The following is a 19,999-nucleotide window of genomic DNA, read 5'->3' on the forward strand; positions in this document are numbered from 1 at the left end:
TTGACAGAAATGGGGACGACGGCGCGGAGTTTTCGGCACGAGATCGCAGGCAGAAAGGGTCAGAACGCTCCGGGAAGGTGAAGGGCAACCACCAGCATCACCACCAATGACACCGCACCTGCCGCATCCTGCAATAGCGTGGAATGCGAACGGCTTATGGCGGTCTTGATCTGGGTCAGCATGGTCTCACCTCCGGTCGGGATTTAATCCTTTGTTGACCTTTTGTTCTCATATTTCGTCGAGTCAGTAAAGAACTTTTTGAGAACATTTGTGAACTCTATAGAACAAAATTGCTAACCCACTGAAATTAAACGGATTGCCTGATCCTGTTTCATAAGCCAAAGTAGAACACGCACCGCCTGCCCACGTTCCGTGGCCAAGGTCGGGTCTTTGCTAAGCAAATTGCGTGCGTCCGTCTGTGCTACAGCCATCAATCCGGCCTGGCGTTCCAGGTCCGCAATCCGGAATTTAGGCAACCCGGATTGGGCCGTACCGATCAGGTCACCTGCGCCGCGCATCTGCAGGTCAGTCTCTGATATCCGGAACCCGTCTTCGGTCTCACGCAGAACTTCCAGCCGTTTGCGCCCACCTTCACTGAGCGGGGGTTGATACATCAACAAGCAGGTCGAGTCCGCCTCACCCCGTCCCACGCGGCCGCGCAGCTGGTGTAGTTGAGCCAACCCGAATATCTCAGCCCGTTCGATCACCATGATCGAGGCGTTCGGAACATTCACGCCAACCTCGATTACAGTCGTGGCAACAAGTACTTTTGTTCGGCCCTCTTGAAACGCGGCCATTGCGGCATCCTTGTCGGACGCGGGCATCTGGCCATGGACCAGGCCGACAATACCCTCGCCCAGTATGGCGCGCAGCCGTTTGAACCGCTCTTCCGCTGCCGTCAGGTCCGAGACTTCGGATTCATCGACCAGCGGACAGACCCAATAGCACTGACGTCCTTCATCGATAGCCCGACGCAAATGCGCCACGACGTCATCCATACGCTCGGTGCTGATAATCGCCGTTTTGATCGGTTTCCGCCCCGGTGGTTTTTCATCCAGAACAGAGACGTCCATGTCCCCATATTGCGCCAAAGCCAGGCTGCGCGGAATCGGTGTCGCGGTCATCACCAGAACATCCGCGCCCTGCCCTTTTTCGGACAGCTCCATCCTTTGTCGGACCCCAAACCGGTGCTGTTCGTCCACAATGGCAAGTCGTAGGGCGTGGAACTCCACATCGCTTTGAAACACCGCGTGGGTGCCGACAAGGATGTGAATATCGCCCTGTTTTAGGGCGGCCAACTTTGCACGCCGTTCGGCGCCCTTGTCCCGTCCCGTCAGGATTTCCAGAACGACTCCGGCCTCTTCGGCAAGCGGGCGCAGGCCTTCCAAATGCTGCCTGGCCAGAATCTCGGTCGGCGCCATCATGACACCCTGTCCACCAGCCTCGACCGCGACCAGAAGTGCCATGAAGGCGACCAAGGTTTTCCCTGCGCCCACATCGCCTTGCAGCAATCGGTTCATCCGTGCGTCCGAGCCCATGTCGGCGGTTATTTCCTTGATCGCCAGCGCCTGGGCCCCGGTGGGTTTGTAAGGCAGATTAGCAAGAACTTTAGCTTGCAGAGCACCAGTGCCGACGCTCACGATGCCCCGGGCCTTTCGCTCGCGTTGTCGCGCCAGAGCCAGCGTCACCTGATGGGCAAAAAGCTCATCATAGGCAAGGCGTTCCCGGGCTGGCGCATGCGCGGCCACATCATCCGCCCCCTGTGGATTGTGCGCCGCGGATACAGCCGTGGCCCAATCCGCCCAGCCCTGTTTTGACACTTGCGCAGGGTCAATCCACTCAGCCAGCTTTGGTGCGCGGGTCAATGCGCTACGTGCCGCCTTGTACGCCGTCTTTTGGGTGATGCCCTGCGTCAGGTGATAAACCGGCTCGAACTCAGGAATGTCATCCGCGCTTTCCACGGGCAGCATGTGATCTGGATGGACCATCTGCGCCATGCCGTCGAACAGTTCGAGCTTGCCAGAGATCACACGACGGCTGCCTTGTGGTAGAACTTTTTTCAAATAGTCGCCACGCGCGTGGAAAAAGACCAACTGAAACTCGGTCTGCGTGTCTTCGACATGAACGCGGTAGGCCCCGCCCTTGCTTCGCGACGGTCGGTGGGTACCGACCGTGACCTCAACCGTCAATGTCGTTGGCAGATCAGCCCCCTGGATTGTATCGCGCCGCCTGCGGTCCACGACAGCGTAGGGCAAGCCGAACAGCACATCACGCGGCGACTCGATCCCCGCCTGCACCATTGTCTGCGCAGTCTTGGGGCCAACGCCCTCCAGAGTCTCGAGCCCCGCGAAAAGGGGAAACAGGATTTCAGGGCGGCCGCTCATGCGGTGCCGATCAGGTGCAGCCATTCATCTTCGTCCAGCGTCTCGATACCAAGTTCTGCTGCCTTCTTGGCCTTGGAGCCCGCACCCGGGCCTGCTACCAGCAAATCGGTCTTCTTGCTGACCGAACCAGAGACCTTGGCCCCCAGTGCCTCGGCCCGGGCCTTGGCTTCGGCGCGGGTCATCTTTTCAAGTGACCCTGTAAAGACAACCGTCTTGCCAGCCACCGGACTGCCCGATGTGTCGGGTCGTTTGGCGTCCTGCACGTCCAATTGCTCGACCAAAGCGTCGATGCTGGCGCGTTCTGCGTCCTGAGCAAATGCAGAAACCAACGCGCGCGCCATGACGTCACCTACGCCATCAATACCCAAAAGCTCGTCCCACTCAGGACCTTCGAAATCAGCGGCTGCGGTGACGGCGCGTTCAAATTCTGGCCAGGAGCCATAGTGGTTCGCGATCAGATTCGATGCGGCCTCTCCGACATGTCGAATGCCCAATGCAAAAAGAAGGCGTCCGAATGGGATTTGGCGTTTTTCATCAATTGCAGCCCAAAGGTTCCCGGCACTTTGCGCACCCCAACCCTTACGGTTGGCGAGCTTGTTGAGATTGGCCGCATCTCTGGTCTGCAGTGTAAAGATGTCCACCGGGGTTTTAATTGGCAAGTCCGGGTCATCGTAGAACATTTCAATCTGCTTGGCGCCCAGCCCTTCGATATCGAACGCTTTTCGAGATACGAAATGTTTCAATTTTTCAACAGCCTGCGCCGGGCAAATAATCCCACCGGTGCAACGTCTAACGGCATCGCCTTCTTCCCGAACCGCATCACTGCCGCATTCCGGACAGGTTGTGGGAAAATCATAAGGTTGCGCGCCATCTGGACGTTTCGAAATATCGACATCCGCCACTTTTGGGATCACGTCGCCCGCGCGATAAACCTGCACCCAGTCGCCGACCCTAATATCTTTCCCATCACGGATCGTACCGCCCTTTGCGTCGCGACCGGCGACATAATCCTCGTTATGCAGCGTGGCATTGGACACTACGACGCCACCAACAGTTACCGGGTGCAGCCGGGCAACCGGGCTGAGCGCACCCGTGCGACCCACTTGAATGTCGATGGCCTCTAACCTTGTCCATGCAAGTTCAGCGGGAAACTTATGCGCAATGGCCCATCTTGGGGTCGTGGACCTGAACCCCAACCGGGCCTGCAGCGCCAAGTCGTTCACCTTGTAGACAACGCCGTCGATGTCATAGCCAAGAGTGGCGCGTTGGGCTTCGATTCTGCGGTAATGTCCGATCAACTGATCTGTTGTTTCGCACAATGCTGTCAGTGGGTTGGTTGAGAAACCGAATTCCGCCAACCGTTCGATGGCACCCATTTGTGTATCGGCCAAAGGGGCCGACAACTCACCCCAGGCATAAGCGAAAAACCGCAGCGGACGGGATCGTGTGATTTTCGCGTCAAGCTGCCTCAACGACCCTGCGGCAGCGTTTCGTGGATTTGAAAATATCTTTTCGCCCAACTCCGTCTGTCGCGCGTTCAGCTTATCGAAGTCTTCATGCGACATGTAAACTTCACCGCGTACTTCCAGAACATCCGGAGCGTTTTGGACGCTGTGCGGAATGTCCGAGATCGTCCGCGCGTTCGAAGTCACGTTTTCACCAATCTCGCCGTCGCCTCGGGTTGCCGCCTGCACGAGCTTCCCCTGTTCATATCTTAGCGATAGGGACAGACCGTCAATCTTGGGTTCAGCAGTAAAACCCAGCTCGGCCGTGTCGCTCAATCCCAGATATTTGCGGATTGACCTGTCAAAATCAGCAACGTCCTCATCGTTGAACGCATTGCCCAACGACATCATTCTGACGGCATGTACGAGTTTTGAAAATCCCTCCGCCGGTCTTGCGCCCACTTGATCTGTGGGGCTGTCGGACCGCTTCAACTCCGGAAAACGCGCCTCGATGTCCGCGTTTCGCCGCTTTAGCGCATCGTAGTCCGCATCCGAGATCTCGGGGGCGTCCTCGGCGTGATACAGCGTGTTGGCCCGCGCAATCAATTCCGCGAGCCGCGCCAGCTCGGCACGTGCTTGATCTTCAGTCAGCTCTGTTACCGCAATTGAATCGCTCATGGCCTCGCCCTGTCACATAGTCTTTGAACCCAGTGATAGGGCGAGGCCATGGCTAGGTCCAGATGTGCTGTTCCATGAGTGAGGGGGTCGCCCTGAACCTACAGCGACCAGATTTCATTTTAAGTCAGGCTCCAACAGCGATCCGACGTTCGTCCAAGCTGTTGCTTTGCGGATCGCGCAACACGTAGCCCCTCCCCCAGACGGTTTCGATATAGTTTTCGCCGCCGGTCGCATTGCTGAGCTTCTTGCGCAGTTTGCAGATGAAAACGTCAATAATTTTCAACTCGGGCTCGTCCATACCGCCATAAAGATGGTTCAGGAACATCTCTTTGGTCAGCGTTGTGCCCTTCCGCAGGCTGAGCAGTTCGAGCATCTGGTATTCCTTGCCAGTCAGATGAACAGCCTTGCCTTCAACCTCAACGGTTTTGGCATCCAGGTTCACCGCGACCCGACCTGTATGAATGATGGATTGGGAATGCCCCTTGGACCGACGGATGATTGCGTGGATGCGGGCAACCAGCTCCTCTCGGTGGAAGGGTTTGGTCATGTAATCGTCTGCGCCAAAACCAAAGCCCTTGATTTTGCTTTCGGTGTCATCAGCGCCCGATAGGATCAGGATGGGTGTTTCAACCCGCGCAATGCGCAACTGCCGCAATACTTCGTGACCGTTCATGTCCGGCAGGTTCAGGTCCAGAAGGATCAGGTCATAGTCGTACAGTTTGGCAAGATCGATGCCTTCCTCGCCCAGATCCGTCGCATAGACGTTGAGGTTGGCGTGCGTCAGCATCAGCTCAATGCTTTTCGACGTGGTTGGATCATCCTCGACAAGAAGTATACGCATTTACTGCTCCAATTTGGGTCAATTTAACAATTCAAATTGAGACTGCTCAAAAATGGTTAACCTGACGTTACCGTTGAATCATTTATTCACTTTCATCTTTAGGTTGTCGATATTTTTTTAATGCCGTCACTTTCAGAGCATCCACGCCGTGTTCAGCGACCGCAGAAACCCAAGAATTGAACTCTTCATCGCTTAGCCCATAGCGTTTTTTGGCGTCCGACAACGAAATCAGCCCGTATAGAACGCCGCGCACCACAATGACCTTGCGCGAAGCGACCCATCTGGTCGTCTCTGCAGGTGGCAGATCGTTTCGCGATAAAACCGTTCCATCCGGCAGGGTTACGGACCTTGGCCCTTCGACTTTGTGCAAATACATCTCTTGACCCTTTTTCAGCTGCGACAAAGCTGACAACAGCCTACTTAATGTCGCGTGAAACCGCCCCTTGAGAGTGTGTAGAATTTTCCTATATTCTGCCGGTCTTTCTTAACCCGCACTGGAATCGTCATGGCCCTCGATACCGAGACACCGCTGAACTCGCTTGGCTTTGCCAAACCCCCGTCAGAGACGCGGGTGGTTGTTGCCATGTCTGGCGGCGTCGACAGTTCAGTTGTTGCCGCTTATCTGGCCGATCAGGGTTATGACGTGGTTGGCGTGACGCTGCAGCTGTATGACCACGGCGCGGCCTTGGCCAAGAAAGGCGCGTGCTGCGCGGGGATTGATATCCATGACGCGCGGCGTGTGGCCGAGGAACGCGGTTTTCCGCATTACGTTCTGGATTACGAGAACATCTTCAAAGATGCCGTGATCGACGAATTCGCCGACAGCTATCTGGCCGGAGCGACTCCGGTCCCGTGTATCCGCTGCAATGAGCGTGTGAAGTTCAAGGACCTTCTGGAAACAGCCAAGGACCTTGAAGCCGACTGCATGGCCACCGGTCACTATATCCAGCGCAAGATGGGCGCGAACGGGCCAGAGCTGCACAGCGCCGAGGACGCGAACCGGGATCAATCCTATTTCCTGTTTTCCACCACGCCTGAGCAGTTGGACTTTCTACGCTTCCCTCTGGGCCACCTGCCCTCGAAGGACGCGACCCGGGAAATGGCCGCGCAGTATGGTCTATCAGTGGCGGACAAGCCCGACAGTCAGGACATCTGCTTTGTTCCCGATGGCAACTATGCCAGCGTGATCGAAAAGTTGCGCCCCGGTGCGGCGGAACCGGGTGAGATCGTACATTCCGACGGTCGGGTGCTGGCGCAGCACAATGGCGTCATCCACTACACCATTGGTCAGCGCCGAGGACTGGGTATCGGCGGGCTGAGCGAGCCTTTGTATGTGGTGAAGCTGGACGTAGACAAAAAACAGGTAGTGGTTGGCCCGAAAGAGCTGCTGGCGACCCGGACCGTTCCGGTGCGCGAGATCAACTGGCTGGGGGATGAACCTTTTACTTCGCGCGACGAATGGCATCTGTCGGTCAAGGTGCGGTCGACCCGCCCGCCGCGTGAGGCGATTATCCGACCACTGTCTGAAACGACCGCCGAAGTCGAATTGCTGACACCCGAGGAAGGCATTTCGCCCGGTCAGGCCTGTGTGTTCTATTCCAATGAAAGCAGCCGCATATACGGCGGCGGCTGGATCTGGCGCGGTTACTGAGGCTTCCGGATCACAAGACGTCGGTCGGGCTGTTCACCAGAATATACAGTCCGACTGCCACCATGATGTAAGGTGCAATCCTGTCCAGCCTGGCGAAACGCGGCCCTAAAACCTGTGCGCGTGGTGCGCCCCAACTTGCAATTCCGATTAGTGTTGCCAGTGCACATCCGGCCCCGATCAAGGCCGTCAACCGAAACGCTGGCGTCGAATCCGCGAACAGCGGAGTCATAGCCGCGAGCGTATCAATCGATAGCGTCAAAAACAGCGCGACGACTGAGGTGATAGCCCCAGTATCGGGCAGTTGACGCCCGCCCGAGCCTTTCCGTTGTTGCCAGATGCCATAAAGGCCCAGAGACAACGGGATAATCCCAAGATAACCGACCCAATTCAGAAACCGGCTGTGATCCAACCCGCTGGCAATCACAAGCGACAGGCTCAGAATTATCATTTGCGCCGCGGCAAAGCCAAAGACGGCCCGGCGCGTTTCCATCACCATGATTAGGCCAAACAGGATGACCAGATTGTCCAAGTTAGTTGATATGGTCACGATCGCAGCGGAAAATGCGAACAGGATGTGTTCAATCATGGCGATTGGGCAGCCTGTTCAAAACCGCTCGGGCGGCGCGCAGACCCGGCGCTTCACCACCTCGCCCCAGACGGTCCATGGTCACGTCCATCGCGCTGCGCTGCGCATCCGGACTGGTGGCCACGTCCGACAATGCCGTGGCAACCTTATTCGGTTCGCAATCATCCAGCAGGCATTCGGGAACCGCGCGTGTTTCAGACACCAGATTGACAAGGGTCGCCGTGTCCAGATTCACCATGCGCTTTGCGATCAGAGTCGTCAGCCAGTTCAGATTGTAGGCTATCACCATTGGCGTGGCCTGTGCCGCCAGTTCCAATGAAACTGTCCCAGACGCCGCCAGCGCAAGGTCGGCCGCAGCAAAAGCCGCCCTTTTCTGCGCCTGAGCCTGATCCGAGGGCAAGTCCCGCGGATCAACCACGACGGGCGACCCTGGCCAGTCCTGAACATGTTCGGTGACCGCATCAACCATATGGGCCACAGCGGGCACGACAACGCGCGTGTCAGGGCGCTGTTTCAAAAACAGGCTTAACGCCTGACCAAAGACCGGAGCCAGACGATCCACCTCACCCCGCCGCGAACCGGGCAAGGCCAGAACGATGGGCGATTGGCCTAGGCCGTACGCCTCGCGAAAGGCCTGAATGTCTTGTTCGGTCGCCACTGGTTCGCTGACGACAGGGTGTCCGACAAAGTCACATTCCATCCCCGCGCGTTGCATGTAGGGCGGCTCGAACGGCAACAGCGCCAGTACATGATCGATGACCTTGGCCATCTTGTCCGCTCGCCCGGGACGCCAGGCCCAGACACTGGGGGCAACATAATGAACTGTGCGAATAGTACTTTGCGCTTTGACCAGCTTGGCAACCCGCAATGAGAAATCGGGACTGTCGATGGTGATCAGAACATCTGGATTGTTATCCAGAACAGCCTGCGCTGTCTCAGAAATCCGACGTTTGAGGTGAAAAAACTTGGGGAGAACCTCGACCAGTCCCATAACCGACAATTCAGACATGGGAAAAAGGCTGTCCAACCCTTGTGCCTGCATCAGCGGGCCGCCAACACCCTGAAATTCAACTCCGGGCACCAGCGCGCGCAGGCCTTCCATCAAAGCCCCGCCAAGCCGGTCTCCCGAAGGTTCACCGGCGACGACGAAAACCCGCATCAGTTCGTCCGCTCGCGGACATACAAAAACAGGCCAAGCCGGTCACATTCCGCAATCACGCGGTCTTTCTCAAGCACAAGGACACCGCCCTTTTCGATCACAATTCCCGACAGCCCCGCCGCAACGGCGCCAGACACGGTATCGGGCCCGATAGCAGGCAGATCTGCACGAACGTCCTGATCTGGTTTCGGGGCTTTGAACAGAATGCCGCCGCCCGCATCGGGGCGCTGAGTCAGAGACTGCAACATCCATGCCGTGCCGAAGATACCTTCAATCGCCAGCGCCTGCCGTTTTGAAACCACACAGGCCTGCCCAACATCCGCAGCACCCATCGCCCGGACGATACCCGATGCACGATCCGCATCCGTCAGATCGGCCTCAGACGGTTGCGCCTGCGTCAGACACCCGAGTTTTGGAAGAAGGTTCGGCGCGATTTCGTGGGCTGCCTTAACCTCCAGACCTGCATCCTCAAAAATGCCGATAACGGCGCGCAGCGCCGCATCATCGCCGGACATGATGGCTTGTTGCAGGATTGGGACCAAAGGCATTGTTGCCGCGTCGATCCTTGCAGGATCAATGGGCGGTCGCCCCACCGCACCTGCCATACAGATTTGGGTCACACCCCGCGCCTTGATGTTGGCGATAAAGCTTCCAACCTGCTCCAATGGAAACTCGACATCCGGGGTCAGAGTATCCGGGCGGAAGCCCTCCATCGCACAGACCACCGGGCGGTCGGGCAATTGCGCGACCACTTCACCCGGCAAAACGCCTGTTCCAGCAATCAGCGCCAGCATTGTTTATTTCCCCGGTGTAAGGAAAGACCGATCCGAATGTCCGGTCACGAAATCGACGATCCGCTGAACGTATTCACTTTCGTTATCCGTGCCGACCCGGTGCGCGCGCTCCATGAACGTACCATCGCCGGTCGACAATTCGCGGAAGGCCGCCCGCAAAGCGGCAATATCCTCACGTGAGACACCGCGCCGTTTGAGGCCGACGAGATTTAGACCATCAAGTTCGCCACGCGGCGCCTGAACCAGGCCATATGGGATCACGTCATTTGGAACCATGGTCAACGCGCCGATGATCGCGCCACGTCCGACGCGGACCCACTGATGCAATCCAGAGATACCACCGACAATCACGTCATCCTCAATGATGCAATGACCCGCTGCGCCGGCATGGTTCACCATGATCACCCGATTGCCAATCTGGACATCGTGGGCCACATGCACGCCCGCCATCAGCAGGCAATCATCCCCAATCCGCGTAACGCCGCCGCCGCCGTCGGTCCCGGTATTCACCGTGACATGTTCGCGAATCCGATTACGTTTGCCGATCTCAAGGCGCGTATTCTCACCACCGAACTTCAAATCCTGTGGGATCTCTCCAATGACCGAAAAGTTGAAGATCACGGTCTCTTCACCAACCGAGGTATCGCCGGTCACCACAACATGCGATTTCAGCTCGACCCGATCCGCAAGCTTGACCTGAGGACCCAAATAGCAAAACGGACCAACCACGCAGCCTTCACCAATCTGCGCGCCGTCTTCGATGATTGCGCTTGGATGGATGCCGCTCATGTGGTCTTTTCCATGTCCCAATCGACATAGGCCGAAAACTCAGCCTCGGCCGCGACCTCTCCTTCGACCGTGGCACGGCCACTGAATTTGAAGATCTTGCCACCCTTTTTACCGCGAACCGTTTCGACATGCATCTCAAGCACGTCACCCGGGATCACTTTGCGACGGAATTTGCATTTGTCGATGTTCATAAAATAGATCAACAGCTCGCTGTCGATCACGTCCATACCCACACCCAGCATGACACCCGCGGTCTGTGCCATCGCCTCGACAATGGTCACGCCCGGCATGATCGGGGTTCCGGGGAAATGCCCTTGGAAATGCGGCTCGTTCATGGTGACATTTTTGATGCCAACCGCCGATTGATAGCCCGAGATTTCAACGACCTTGTCGACCAGCAGAAACGGATAGCGGTGAGGCAATATCCGCTGGATCAGCTGAATGTCTGCGCTTTTGGTTTCCGTAGTCATAGTGCAGTCGTCCCGTTCTGGATTTCTCTTTGTCGCGTGGTTAGCAACACCGCGCCTTAAGGGCAAGCAAACCTATTCTTTGCTTTCTTCTTCAAGTTGGCTGCCATCGCCAATCTGTTCATTGATCCGCGCAATCGCCGTGTCCGTCACATCGGTTCGGTCCGCGCTGAGAAAAACATTGGATCGTTCGATAACGACCGACGCCCCGGACTCGCGCAACAACTCGATCAGGATCGGTTGCACAAGAACCAGAAAAGTCTGCCGCGCTTCTTCGCTTTGGCGCGCAAGGGCGTCCAGTTTCGCGCGCTGACTTTCGCGATGTGTCTGAACCTTGTTGTCGAACGCCTCGGCCAGAGGGCGAAACTCTTCGGTTGGCAATTCTGCGCGCTTTTCGGTCAGGTCTTTTTCTTCCTTGCTAAGCTCAGCGACAATTCGTTCATTCTCATCGGCCAGCAATGCACCTTCGGTTTCGATCTCGCGCAGGACGCGCCGACCGAATTGCGACTCGGAAAACAATCGGTCGCTGGACAGGGTCAGTACATTCGCCTGAGGAACGCCTAATTGCTGCGCCTGAGCGGTCGACATGCAGGCCAGCGCCAGAAAAACGCACAGGGCCCGAATTGGGCCCTGCACTTCATTACATATTCGGTTCAACATCTGGCGATCAGAACCGCGCCTGAACAGTCAGGTCAAAGTTCTGTTCCTTGTCGAAGTCTTCTTTCTTCAAAGCTTTGGAGAAGTTGAACCGCAGAGGCCCAAAAGGCGTTTCCCACAGAACCGACACACCGATCACATGGCGGACAGACCCGTCCGCACCCACGATGTCGGCACCAGCAGTGTTCACGTTGTTGATGTTGTAGACGTTACCAACATCGTAGAACACACCGCCGCGCAGACCCAGTTCTTCGGGCAGGCCAAGCGGGAAGTCTGATTCAAATCGGGCAACCCAGTAGTAGTTACCACCGATCGCATCGTCCTGGCCGTTCGACAGGTCTCGCGGACCCAGGCCCGCAGGTTCAAAGCCACGGAACGTGTTCGGACCAATCAAGAAGCGGTCGAGCACGCGGCTGAAGTCGTCGCCCTGCCAATGCAGTGCACCTACTTCCATCGATGCCCGCAGAACAACTTCCTCGTTCAGGACACGCGTCTGCGCAATGCCGCGCGCTGTGGTCTTGTAGAACTCGTTGTCGCCGCCAAGACCGGCCGCATCAACTCCCACCTCAAACAAAACGCCCGCATTCGGGTTCAGACCACCGCGTCGGCTATCATAGAGGTAAGATACGCCCAGCGTGCTAGATGTCCGTTTACCCTGCTCGATTTCCGAAGCGATAACAGCACCGTTCACTTCGTCATCCTGCTGCGTCATCTCGCTGCGATTCCAACCATAGCGGAGACGGAGCGAAGACAATTCGCTGATCGCGTAGCTCAGCTGCGGCTCGAAGAAGACGCGCTTGGTATCGTAGCTTGCAAAGCTTGAATTCGTCGATGCCAGGCCAAGACCAAGATCGAACTGCAACCGGCGACCCAGCAAATATGGTTCGGTGAAGTTAATGATGTATTGCTCGGAATCCTGCGCCGTCGAAAGGGTCAAGCCAAGGTTTTGACCACGACCCAGGAAGTTGGATTCATTCAGGCCAATTGCAATCCCGAAACCGTCGGAAATCGAGTAACTACCACCGAGGCTCAACGAGCCGGTGGGCTGTTCTTCGACGTCCACATCCACAATCACCTGGCTGGGCGTGGACCCTTCGCGCGGCTCAACATCTGCCACGGCAAAGAACCCAAGGGCACGGATACGTTCAGCACTCTGGCGGATTTCGCGCGGGTTGAACGGATCACCTTCGACCGTATCGAACTGGCGACGGATCACGCGGTCCAATGTCGTTGTGTTGCCTTCGATGTCGATACGTTCAACAAAGATCCGCGGACCTCTGGTCAGAACAAACTGAACGTCCAGAGTCAGATCACGTGGGTTACGAGTGACCCGCGGTTCGACCCGCAGGAAATCAACACCCTGTTTCAAACCCAACCGTTCCTGACGAGCGATCGAGCTTTCGATCAGAGACGGGGAATAGGTCACGCCCGGGCGGATTTTCAACGCCGCTTGATATGCGGCAGGATCAACGCCCGGAATTTCACTGACGGTCGAAATCTTGCCGAACGAGAACTTCTGCCCCTCGGTGATATTCATCACCAGGAAGAACGCGTCACGTTCGCGGGTAAATTCGACATTTGCGCTGTTCACGCGGAAATCCACGTATCCGCGCGACAGATAGAAGTCTCGGATGACTTGTTTATCAAACTCGATCCTGTCAGCGATAAACGTGTCGCCGCGCAGGAACGTGCGCAGAATGTTGGCCTGCTTTGTCTCAAGAATCCGGCGCAAGCGGCGATCCGAGTATGCCCGGTTACCGACGAAACTGACACGCTCGACCTCGATCGTGGTGCCTTCGGCAATTTCAAAGACAAGATCGACGCGGTTGTCGCTGCGGCGAATGATGCGTGGGATGACGGTCGCGGAAACGCGGCCCTGCGCTGAATAGATTTCAGCGATCTGATCCGCGTCCGCTTCGGCAAGCTGTGGTGTGAAAACCCGGCGGGGCTGAGAATTGATGGCCTCAAGCAGAAGATCGTCTTTTACGCGACGATTGCCTTCGATGCTGATCTGGTTGATCGTCGGATATTCTTCGACCTCAATCACCAGAGTGTTCCCGCGCGGCGTCAGCTCAACTGTCTCAAAAACACCACTGTCAAGCAAACGCTGAAACGCATCGTTCAACTGTCCGGCAGTCACAGTCTGGCCTGGTTGAATTCCAGTCCGGGCAATAATTGTCGAACTTTCGATCCGTCTGTTGCCCTCAACATCGAACGAATTGATGGTGTAGCTTTGCGCGCGCGCAACCTCCGGCAAGAAGGTAAAGCTAGCCATAATTACAAAGGAAAAAATACGTAGCGTCTGCCACAAAATCTTGTTTGTTGGCTTCTGCCCCCCGCAGGATGTGCCTGCGCCTCGCCTATCAGTCATTTTTTTCTCTACCCAGAATTTTAGGACTTTATTGTTGAGTAGCGAGATTAAGTTTCCTTGTCAAAAGACGAAAACACAAAGCGGCCCAGTGGGCCGCTGCAAGTTGTATTCAAATTGTGGCGAGAATCACATGCTGACGACGACAGCCCAGCCACCAATCGCCAGCGCCGTCGCGCCGAAAAACAACAGAAAGTCCCAGTTCAGCATGAATAGGAAACTAAAACTCTGAAAAGATTTCCGCAGCGTCTTTGTCATTTGAGCCTCTGACACAAAAATTTAGACGCAGTCAAACTAAGCGCGGATTGGGGCGAAATTGCGGCTTTTGTTGGCGCATATCACCACAATCAGCAGAACAGATCGTTGGACACGGAAAAGATCATCAGGCCAAGGATCAGCGATATCCCTACCCCCATCAGAACCTTCAGTACGCCATCGCTTGGTGGTTTACCTGCCACGGCCTCATAGGCGTAGAACACCAGATGCCCGCCATCCAGTGCCGGGATCGGAAACAGGTTCAACAGCCCGACAGCCGTAGACAACACAGCGATAAAGAAGATGAAGCTTTGCGCACCTTGGCTGGCCATCGCCCCCGAGGTTTCGGCAATTCCGATCGGGCCGGACATGTTGCAGGTGCTGATGGCCCCCGTAACCATGTGCCAGATACCCGACAGCGACCCGTCTATGATGCGCAGGGTTTGACGCGCACCACCCGAAATGGATTCAAGAACTCCGGCCGCCTCGGTCGCGGGTTCCAGCATCATCCCGCCAACGATACCGATGCGCCAATGTGTAACAAAGCCGCCTTCTGACTGCGGTTCGTCCGTACGGCGCGGGGCGAGTGCGAACTCAAGATCTGCCCCGTCGCGCCAGACATTCAGCAACAGAACTTTCCCGTCGGACCCTTCGACATGCTCTTTCAACTGATCAAATGCAAAGATCGGGTCCCCATTGACCGACGTTATGACATCACCACGTTTAAGGTCGATATCCATGGCCGCACTACGAGGCGTAACTTGCTGAATCAGGGGCGGAAACAGCCAAGGACCCGTCACATCCATGGTCTGATCATCGCGGATGACCGTATAATCCAGAACCGGTTCCACCGGCAACACGTCAACAAAGTCAGTCCACGCGCCCGTCTCGTCAAAATCGGGCACCGCGACACCGCCAATAGCGACGATTTCGTCACCGTCCTGCAATTGCTGAACAGTGCCGGGTAAAGGGTGCAAGGTCCCGACGGTCAGTGGGTCCTTAGTCACACCCTGGGTCAGGAAAATCAGACCAAACACCAGGATCGACATGATGAAATTGAAAACCGGACCTGCGGCAACTGTGGCCGACCGGGCCCAAAGAGGTGCCCCATGCATAGTACGGCGCAAATCCTCCGGGCTCTGCTCGGTAATTTCCTCCATCGCGGTTTCGTCTTTGCCCGACGCCGCATTCGCATCGCCCAGGAATTTGACATACCCACCAAAAGGCAGTGCGGCGATCTGCCATCGCGTGCCGCGTTTGTCGATGCGGCTCCAGAGAACCGGGCCAAACCCGACCGAGAACACCTCGGCATGGATACCGGACCAGCGTCCAACGATGTAATGGCCGTACTCGTGCACCGCGACGATCACCGAAAGTGCGATGACAAAGGCAATGATCGTGTACAGCAAATTGCCAAACTGAGGGATCAGAGAAAGTACGTCCAAAATTTTATCCTGCTCGTTGGATGACGATGTCATCTACCCATGTACGTGCCAAATGGTCCGTTTGCAGCACGTTATCAAGAGTTAAAGGGGCATCAATAAGGCCACCTGCGGCCTCGAATCTGTCCAGAACGGCCTCGACTATGTCGGCCATCTGAAGGAAACCTATTTCGCGCGCGACGAACCGATCCAACGCCCGTTCTTTGGCGGCGTTGAACACAGCACCTGACAGGCCGCCGCGTTCCATCACGGCGCGCGCCAAGCGCAGCGCGGGATACCGCGCCTCATCGGGTTCACTGAACCTCAGCTGCCCAAGTTTGCCAAGGTCCAACCGTTCGACCGGCAAACCCTTCCGGTCGGGCCAGTGGAGAGCGTACCCGATGGCATGGCGCATGTCCGGGGCGCCCATATGGGCCATGACAGCGCCGTCCTGGAACCCGACTAAGGCGTGAACGATAGATTCCGGGTGCACCAGCACTTCGATCTGATCCGGAGACACGCCGAAGAATTCTTTGGTTTCAATCAGCTCCAGCGCTTTGTTGAACATTGACGCACTGTCGATTGTGATCCGCTGCCCCATATCCCAGTTCGGATGGCTCGAGGCTTGCTCGACTGTTGCATGCGCTAGCTTGCTCAGTGGCCAATCGCGGAACGCGCCGCCACTTGCTGTGATGATGATACGCTCGACCGCAGACATATCCTCGCCGACAAGCGCCTGAAATACGGCTGAATGTTCGCTGTCGACCGGCAAAAGCCGCGCATTGTTCGCTTTGGCCGTCTCAAGAACCAACGCACCGGCGCAGACAAGCGTTTCCTTATTGGCCAACGCCAACGTGCCGCCCTGCCTGAGCACTTCAAGGCCCGGTTCCAGACCGGCGGCGCCCACAATGGCCGACATAACCCAATCGGCAGGCCGTGCCGCAGCTTCCGTCAGCGCATTTTGACCAGCGGCCACTTTGACGCCCGAGCCCGCAAGGGCCGTGCGCAGATCATCCAACCGGTCTTCATAGGCCGTAACTGCCACATCGGCGTTCAAACGCCGGGCATCTTCCGCCAGCTTTTCGATATTCGCCCCGCCCGTCAGAGCGACGACGTCATAGGACGCGGGGTCGCGATCAATCAGATCAATCGTATTTTGCCCAATTGATCCGGTCGCGCCGAAGATTGAGATTTTGCGCATCACATCGCTCCGGGGGAATAGAGAATCCCGGCTATCAAAACGAACAGGGCCGCGCCCATCATGCCGTCAAAGCGATCCAGAAACCCGCCATGACCTGGTATCAGGTTCGAGCTGTCTTTGACCGCAAATTTGCGCTTTGTTGCGCTTTCGACAATGTCCCCGGCCTGGCTGGCCATCGACGCAAGCACCGAAATTACCACAAACATGACGCCAAAGCCGGCATGAACGGCAAAGATCGTGCCAACCAAAGCTGCTGCTGCCCACCCGCCTGCGGTGCCCGACCATGTTTTCTTTGGGCTGACCTTAGGCCAGAACTTAGGGCCGCCAAAGGTTTTGCCAACAAAGTATCCTGCAACATCCGTTGCCACGACCACCGAGATAAGCCAGACCATCCAGCCGAACCCCATGTTTTCGCGGATTGAGATGAAGCCCAGACCCGATGCAGCAATCCAGAAAGCGAAAAGCGCGTAGATCCCCTTGGATCGACTGATCTGCCCTGCTCCGACCAAGGCCGGCGCAAACAGGAATGGCAGCGTATAAAGCGGCGGAAGATGATAGCTAAGAACGACAGCAACACCGGTGAGGATGCCCAACTGGATCGCCACACCATTGCGGTCCGGATCGATCATCCGCACCAGTTCCCAAGTCATCAATCCGCAGGCGATTGCGATAAAGGCTTCGAACCACAGGCCGCCCAGCCACACTTCGACCGAGCCGATGCACACAAGCACCGCAGCAGACAGAACACGGGCGGTTAGGTCAGACCATCGGCCCTCGCTCATGCCGGAACCGCTCCGAACCGCCGGTCACGGCTTCCAAAGTTTCGGCACAGCCGTTCCAGCTCGGCCGAGGTGAAGTCGGGCCAGAGCGTGTCGATGAATTCGTATTCCGAATAGGCCGATTGCCACAAAAGAAAGTTGGATATACGGGCTTCGCCACTGGTCCGGATCACCAAATCCGGATCGGGAAGAACATGTGTATCCAAATACTTGGGCAGGGTTTCCTCGTCCACATCTTCGGGGCGCAAGCGGCCTTCGGCGACGTCACGCGCCAACCGTTTGGTCGCCCGGGCAACTTCATCCCGCCCGCCATAATTTAACGCAATGGTCAGATGCACCAGATCGTTGTGTTGAGTTGCAGCCTCTAAAGTGTCCATCAGTTCGGTCAGCTTGGAATCCAGCCGAACCCGATCACCAATAAAGCGTACGCGCACACCGGCTTTGGTCAAGTTGCGTGCTTCTTTGATGATGTACCGTCGAAACAGGCTCATCAAGCCGGCGACTTCCACCTGGGTCCGTTTCCAATTCTCGGTCGAGAAGGCAAAGACGGTCAGATACTTGATGCCCAATTCCGGACAGGCCTCAACCACTTCTCGTACCCGCCGGGCACCGGCCTGATGCCCAAACAGCCTGGGCCGGTTGCGCGCCTGCGCCCAACGCCCGTTCCCATCCATTATGATGGCTACGTGGCGTGGCCCGATAGCGGGTGAGGGTTGAGTTGTGTCAGGCATAATGCGGGCTCAGACCTGCATGATCTCGGCCTGCTTGGTTTCAAGCGCGGCGTCTACGTTCTTGATCATCTGGTCGGTCAGGTCCTGGACTTCACTTTCCCAGAACTTCTGATCGTCTTCTGACATGCCGTCAGCCTTGGCTTTCTTGATCTGGTCCATGCCATCGCGACGGACGTTACGGATCGAAACACGGGCGTGCTCGGCATATTGCCCGGCAACCTTGCCCAGCTCGCGGCGGCGTTCTTCGTTCAATTCGGGGATCGGCAGCATGATGATGGTGCCGTTCAGCTGGGGGTTGATGCCCAGACCGCTTTCACGGATCGCTTTTTCAACCTTGCCCACCAGGCCTTTGTCCCAAACATTCACCGTCACCATACGCGGTTCGGGGACGTTTACGGTACCGACCTGATTGATTGGGGTCATCGACCCATAGGCATCAACCATAACTGGTTCCAGCATCGACGCCGACGCACGGCCTGTTCGTAGTGAAGCGAATTCAGTTCTAAGGTTGCCCATGGCGCCATCCATACGGCGCTTCAGATCGTCGGTGTCTAGTTCAAAATCGTCAGACATGCTGCTCACTCCCCGTCTTCAGGTGATGTTTGCAAGGCTCATAGTCCATCGCAATTGGGATGTATAGCAATGATGATCCGGAATTGAGCCAATGACCAGAGGTGTTTCTGGCATTTTCGGGTTCTTTCAATGGCAACTGAACCGGCCAACATTGATGTCAGCCGGTTCGATCATGTGCATAGGAATCAGGCGTTTACATCGACAACAACACGGCCTTTGACCTGCCCTTTTAAGATATCCGCACCCAATTGAGGCAGATCGCTCAGCGTCGCGGGACGAACCATTGCCTCAAGCTTGTCCATCGGCAGGTCGGTTGCGACGCGTTGCCATGCGCGAACCCGGTTGTCATAGGGCTGCATCACACTATCGATGCCCAACAGGTTGACACCGCGCAACAGGAACGGAATGACGCTTGCAGGCAGCCCTGCCCCTCCGGCCAGACCAACGGCTGCGACTGAGGCACCATATTTCATCTGACCCAGCACTCGGGCCAACATCTCGCCCCCCACTGCGTCAATGCACCCGGCCCAGGACTCGCTTTCCAACGGGCGTTTCACGGTTTCATTGAGATCCTCGCGTGGGACAATCGTGGTGGCGCCGAGTGATTTCAGATATTCACCCGCCTCTGGCCGGCCTGTCACGGCAGCCACCTCATAGCCCAAATTGGTCAGAATGGCGGTAGCAACCGAACCAACACCACCAGCGGCCCCGGTAACAAGCACTGGACCATGACCCGGCTGCATGCCTTGATCCTCAAGTGCCATAACCGCCAACATCGCTGTGAAACCGGCCGTGCCCACTGCCATGGCCTGACGTGTGTCCAGACCTTCGGGCAAGGGAACTAGCCAATCCGCCAGGGCGTTGGCTTTTTGGGAATATCCGCCCCAATGCGCTTCACCCACGCGCCAGCCGGTCAGAACGACCTTGTCGCCGGGTTTGTAGCGATCGTCCGAGGACGCCTCGACCGTGCCGCTATAATCAACGCCGGGCACGTGCGGATAGCTGCGCACCAGCCCGCCGCCCTTCGGCGACATACAAAGGCCGTCCTTGTAGTTCACGGTAGAATACTCAACAGCGATTGTCACTTCGCCATGGGGCAGATCCCCAAGGGAAAGCTGTTTGACCGAAGCGCTTGCCAGTCCGCTGTCTTCGTCCTTATCCATTACCAACGCATTGAACATTTCAACTTTCCTTTCTCTTCAACCAGTCACCAGCCTTTG

At 56.8% G+C, this 19,999-nt stretch carries 20 protein-coding genes; 1 reads left to right on the top strand and 19 read right to left on the bottom strand.

Going from position 1 to position 19,999, the window contains the following annotated elements; translation table 11 throughout:
• Positions 1-59: 59 nt before the first annotated feature.
• The 5 genes from AC2FJE_RS01220 to sciP all read right to left on the bottom strand — a co-directional run bounded on the left by AC2FJE_RS01220 (position 60) and on the right by sciP (position 5,724).
• The gene (locus AC2FJE_RS01220; protein WP_255414864.1) at positions 60-182 is read right to left on the bottom strand and encodes a hypothetical protein; all 123 of its coding nucleotides are present in this window, start codon (positions 180-182) and stop codon (positions 60-62) included.
• Between the two features lie 111 nt (positions 183-293).
• Complete coding sequence (gene recG, locus AC2FJE_RS01225; protein WP_496754765.1) at positions 294-2,384, bottom strand: ATP-dependent DNA helicase RecG; 2,091 nt, start codon at positions 2,382-2,384, stop codon at positions 294-296.
• The gene (gene ligA, locus AC2FJE_RS01230; protein WP_496753970.1) at positions 2,381-4,507 is read right to left on the bottom strand and encodes an NAD-dependent DNA ligase LigA; all 2,127 of its coding nucleotides are present in this window, start codon (positions 4,505-4,507) and stop codon (positions 2,381-2,383) included. Before ligA ends, recG begins: the two co-directional genes overlap by 4 nt.
• Positions 4,508-4,631: 124 nt before the next feature.
• Positions 4,632-5,348 carry a response regulator transcription factor CtrA gene (gene ctrA, locus AC2FJE_RS01235; protein WP_113790658.1) on the bottom strand — a complete coding sequence of 239 codons (717 nt, stop codon included), beginning with the start codon at positions 5,346-5,348 and terminating at the stop codon, positions 4,632-4,634.
• A gap of 82 nt (positions 5,349-5,430) precedes the next feature.
• Entirely contained in the window at positions 5,431-5,724 is a 294-nt protein-coding gene (sciP, locus tag AC2FJE_RS01240) for a CtrA inhibitor SciP (protein WP_496753968.1), read from the bottom strand.
• 129 nt (positions 5,725-5,853) lie between these two features.
• Here sciP and mnmA point away from each other — a divergent pair, with 129 nt between their 5' ends.
• Positions 5,854-6,999: a tRNA 2-thiouridine(34) synthase MnmA gene (gene mnmA, locus AC2FJE_RS01245; protein ID WP_496695423.1), complete on the top strand. Its 1,146-nt coding sequence runs from the start codon at positions 5,854-5,856 to the stop codon at positions 6,997-6,999.
• A gap of 10 nt (positions 7,000-7,009) precedes the next feature.
• On the opposite strand, the gene AC2FJE_RS01250 is transcribed toward mnmA, so the two are convergent.
• The 14 genes from AC2FJE_RS01250 to acuI all read right to left on the bottom strand — a co-directional run bounded on the left by AC2FJE_RS01250 (position 7,010) and on the right by acuI (position 19,960).
• Positions 7,010-7,585 (bottom strand): hypothetical protein, encoded by a 576-nt coding sequence (locus tag AC2FJE_RS01250; RefSeq protein WP_496704259.1) that lies wholly within the window; start codon positions 7,583-7,585, stop codon positions 7,010-7,012.
• Positions 7,578-8,744: a lipid-A-disaccharide synthase gene (gene lpxB, locus AC2FJE_RS01255; protein ID WP_282168345.1), complete on the bottom strand. Its 1,167-nt coding sequence runs from the start codon at positions 8,742-8,744 to the stop codon at positions 7,578-7,580. The genes AC2FJE_RS01250 and lpxB overlap by 8 nt, the downstream gene beginning before the upstream one ends.
• Positions 8,744-9,538, bottom strand: coding sequence for an LpxI family protein (locus AC2FJE_RS01260; protein ID WP_496760496.1), 795 nt, complete (start codon positions 9,536-9,538; stop codon positions 8,744-8,746). The genes lpxB and AC2FJE_RS01260 overlap by 1 nt, the downstream gene beginning before the upstream one ends.
• Before the next feature lie 3 nt (positions 9,539-9,541).
• A complete protein-coding gene (lpxA, locus tag AC2FJE_RS01265) occupies positions 9,542-10,327 on the bottom strand; it encodes an acyl-ACP--UDP-N-acetylglucosamine O-acyltransferase (protein ID WP_496753960.1) in 786 nt (261 codons plus the stop codon).
• Positions 10,324-10,797, bottom strand: a complete 474-nt coding sequence (gene fabZ / locus AC2FJE_RS01270) for a 3-hydroxyacyl-ACP dehydratase FabZ (protein WP_282118473.1) — start codon at positions 10,795-10,797, stop codon at positions 10,324-10,326. The genes lpxA and fabZ overlap by 4 nt, the downstream gene beginning before the upstream one ends.
• A 72-nt stretch (positions 10,798-10,869) precedes the next feature.
• Complete coding sequence (locus tag AC2FJE_RS01275) at positions 10,870-11,382, bottom strand: OmpH family outer membrane protein (RefSeq protein ID WP_282118474.1); 513 nt, start codon at positions 11,380-11,382, stop codon at positions 10,870-10,872.
• Positions 11,383-11,461: 79 nt separating this feature from the next.
• The gene (bamA, locus tag AC2FJE_RS01280; RefSeq protein WP_282118475.1) at positions 11,462-13,822 is read right to left on the bottom strand and encodes an outer membrane protein assembly factor BamA; all 2,361 of its coding nucleotides are present in this window, start codon (positions 13,820-13,822) and stop codon (positions 11,462-11,464) included.
• 126 nt (positions 13,823-13,948) lie between these two features.
• Positions 13,949-14,077 carry a hypothetical protein gene (locus AC2FJE_RS01285; RefSeq protein ID WP_282118476.1) on the bottom strand — a complete coding sequence of 43 codons (129 nt, stop codon included), beginning with the start codon at positions 14,075-14,077 and terminating at the stop codon, positions 13,949-13,951.
• Between the two features lie 89 nt (positions 14,078-14,166).
• Positions 14,167-15,519, bottom strand: a complete 1,353-nt coding sequence (gene rseP, locus AC2FJE_RS01290) for an RIP metalloprotease RseP (protein WP_496753954.1) — start codon at positions 15,517-15,519, stop codon at positions 14,167-14,169.
• A 4-nt stretch (positions 15,520-15,523) separates the two neighbouring features.
• Entirely contained in the window at positions 15,524-16,696 is a 1,173-nt protein-coding gene (gene dxr / locus AC2FJE_RS01295) for a 1-deoxy-D-xylulose-5-phosphate reductoisomerase (RefSeq protein WP_496753952.1), read from the bottom strand.
• Positions 16,696-17,478 (bottom strand): phosphatidate cytidylyltransferase, encoded by a 783-nt coding sequence (locus AC2FJE_RS01300; protein WP_282168350.1) that lies wholly within the window; start codon positions 17,476-17,478, stop codon positions 16,696-16,698. The genes dxr and AC2FJE_RS01300 overlap by 1 nt, the downstream gene beginning before the upstream one ends.
• On the bottom strand, positions 17,475-18,206 hold the full coding sequence (uppS, locus tag AC2FJE_RS01305; protein WP_282118480.1) for an undecaprenyl pyrophosphate synthase: 732 nt from the start codon (positions 18,204-18,206) through the stop codon (positions 17,475-17,477). Before uppS ends, AC2FJE_RS01300 begins: the two co-directional genes overlap by 4 nt.
• 9 nt (positions 18,207-18,215) lie before the next feature.
• Positions 18,216-18,779 (bottom strand): ribosome recycling factor, encoded by a 564-nt coding sequence (frr, locus tag AC2FJE_RS01310; RefSeq protein WP_058271567.1) that lies wholly within the window; start codon positions 18,777-18,779, stop codon positions 18,216-18,218.
• Positions 18,780-18,964: 185 nt separating this feature from the next.
• Positions 18,965-19,960: an acryloyl-CoA reductase gene (acuI, locus tag AC2FJE_RS01315; RefSeq protein ID WP_496753950.1), complete on the bottom strand. Its 996-nt coding sequence runs from the start codon at positions 19,958-19,960 to the stop codon at positions 18,965-18,967.
• Between the last annotated feature and the right edge of the window lie 39 nt (positions 19,961-19,999).

Source organism: Ruegeria sp. CDSC002, from assembly GCF_059610905.1.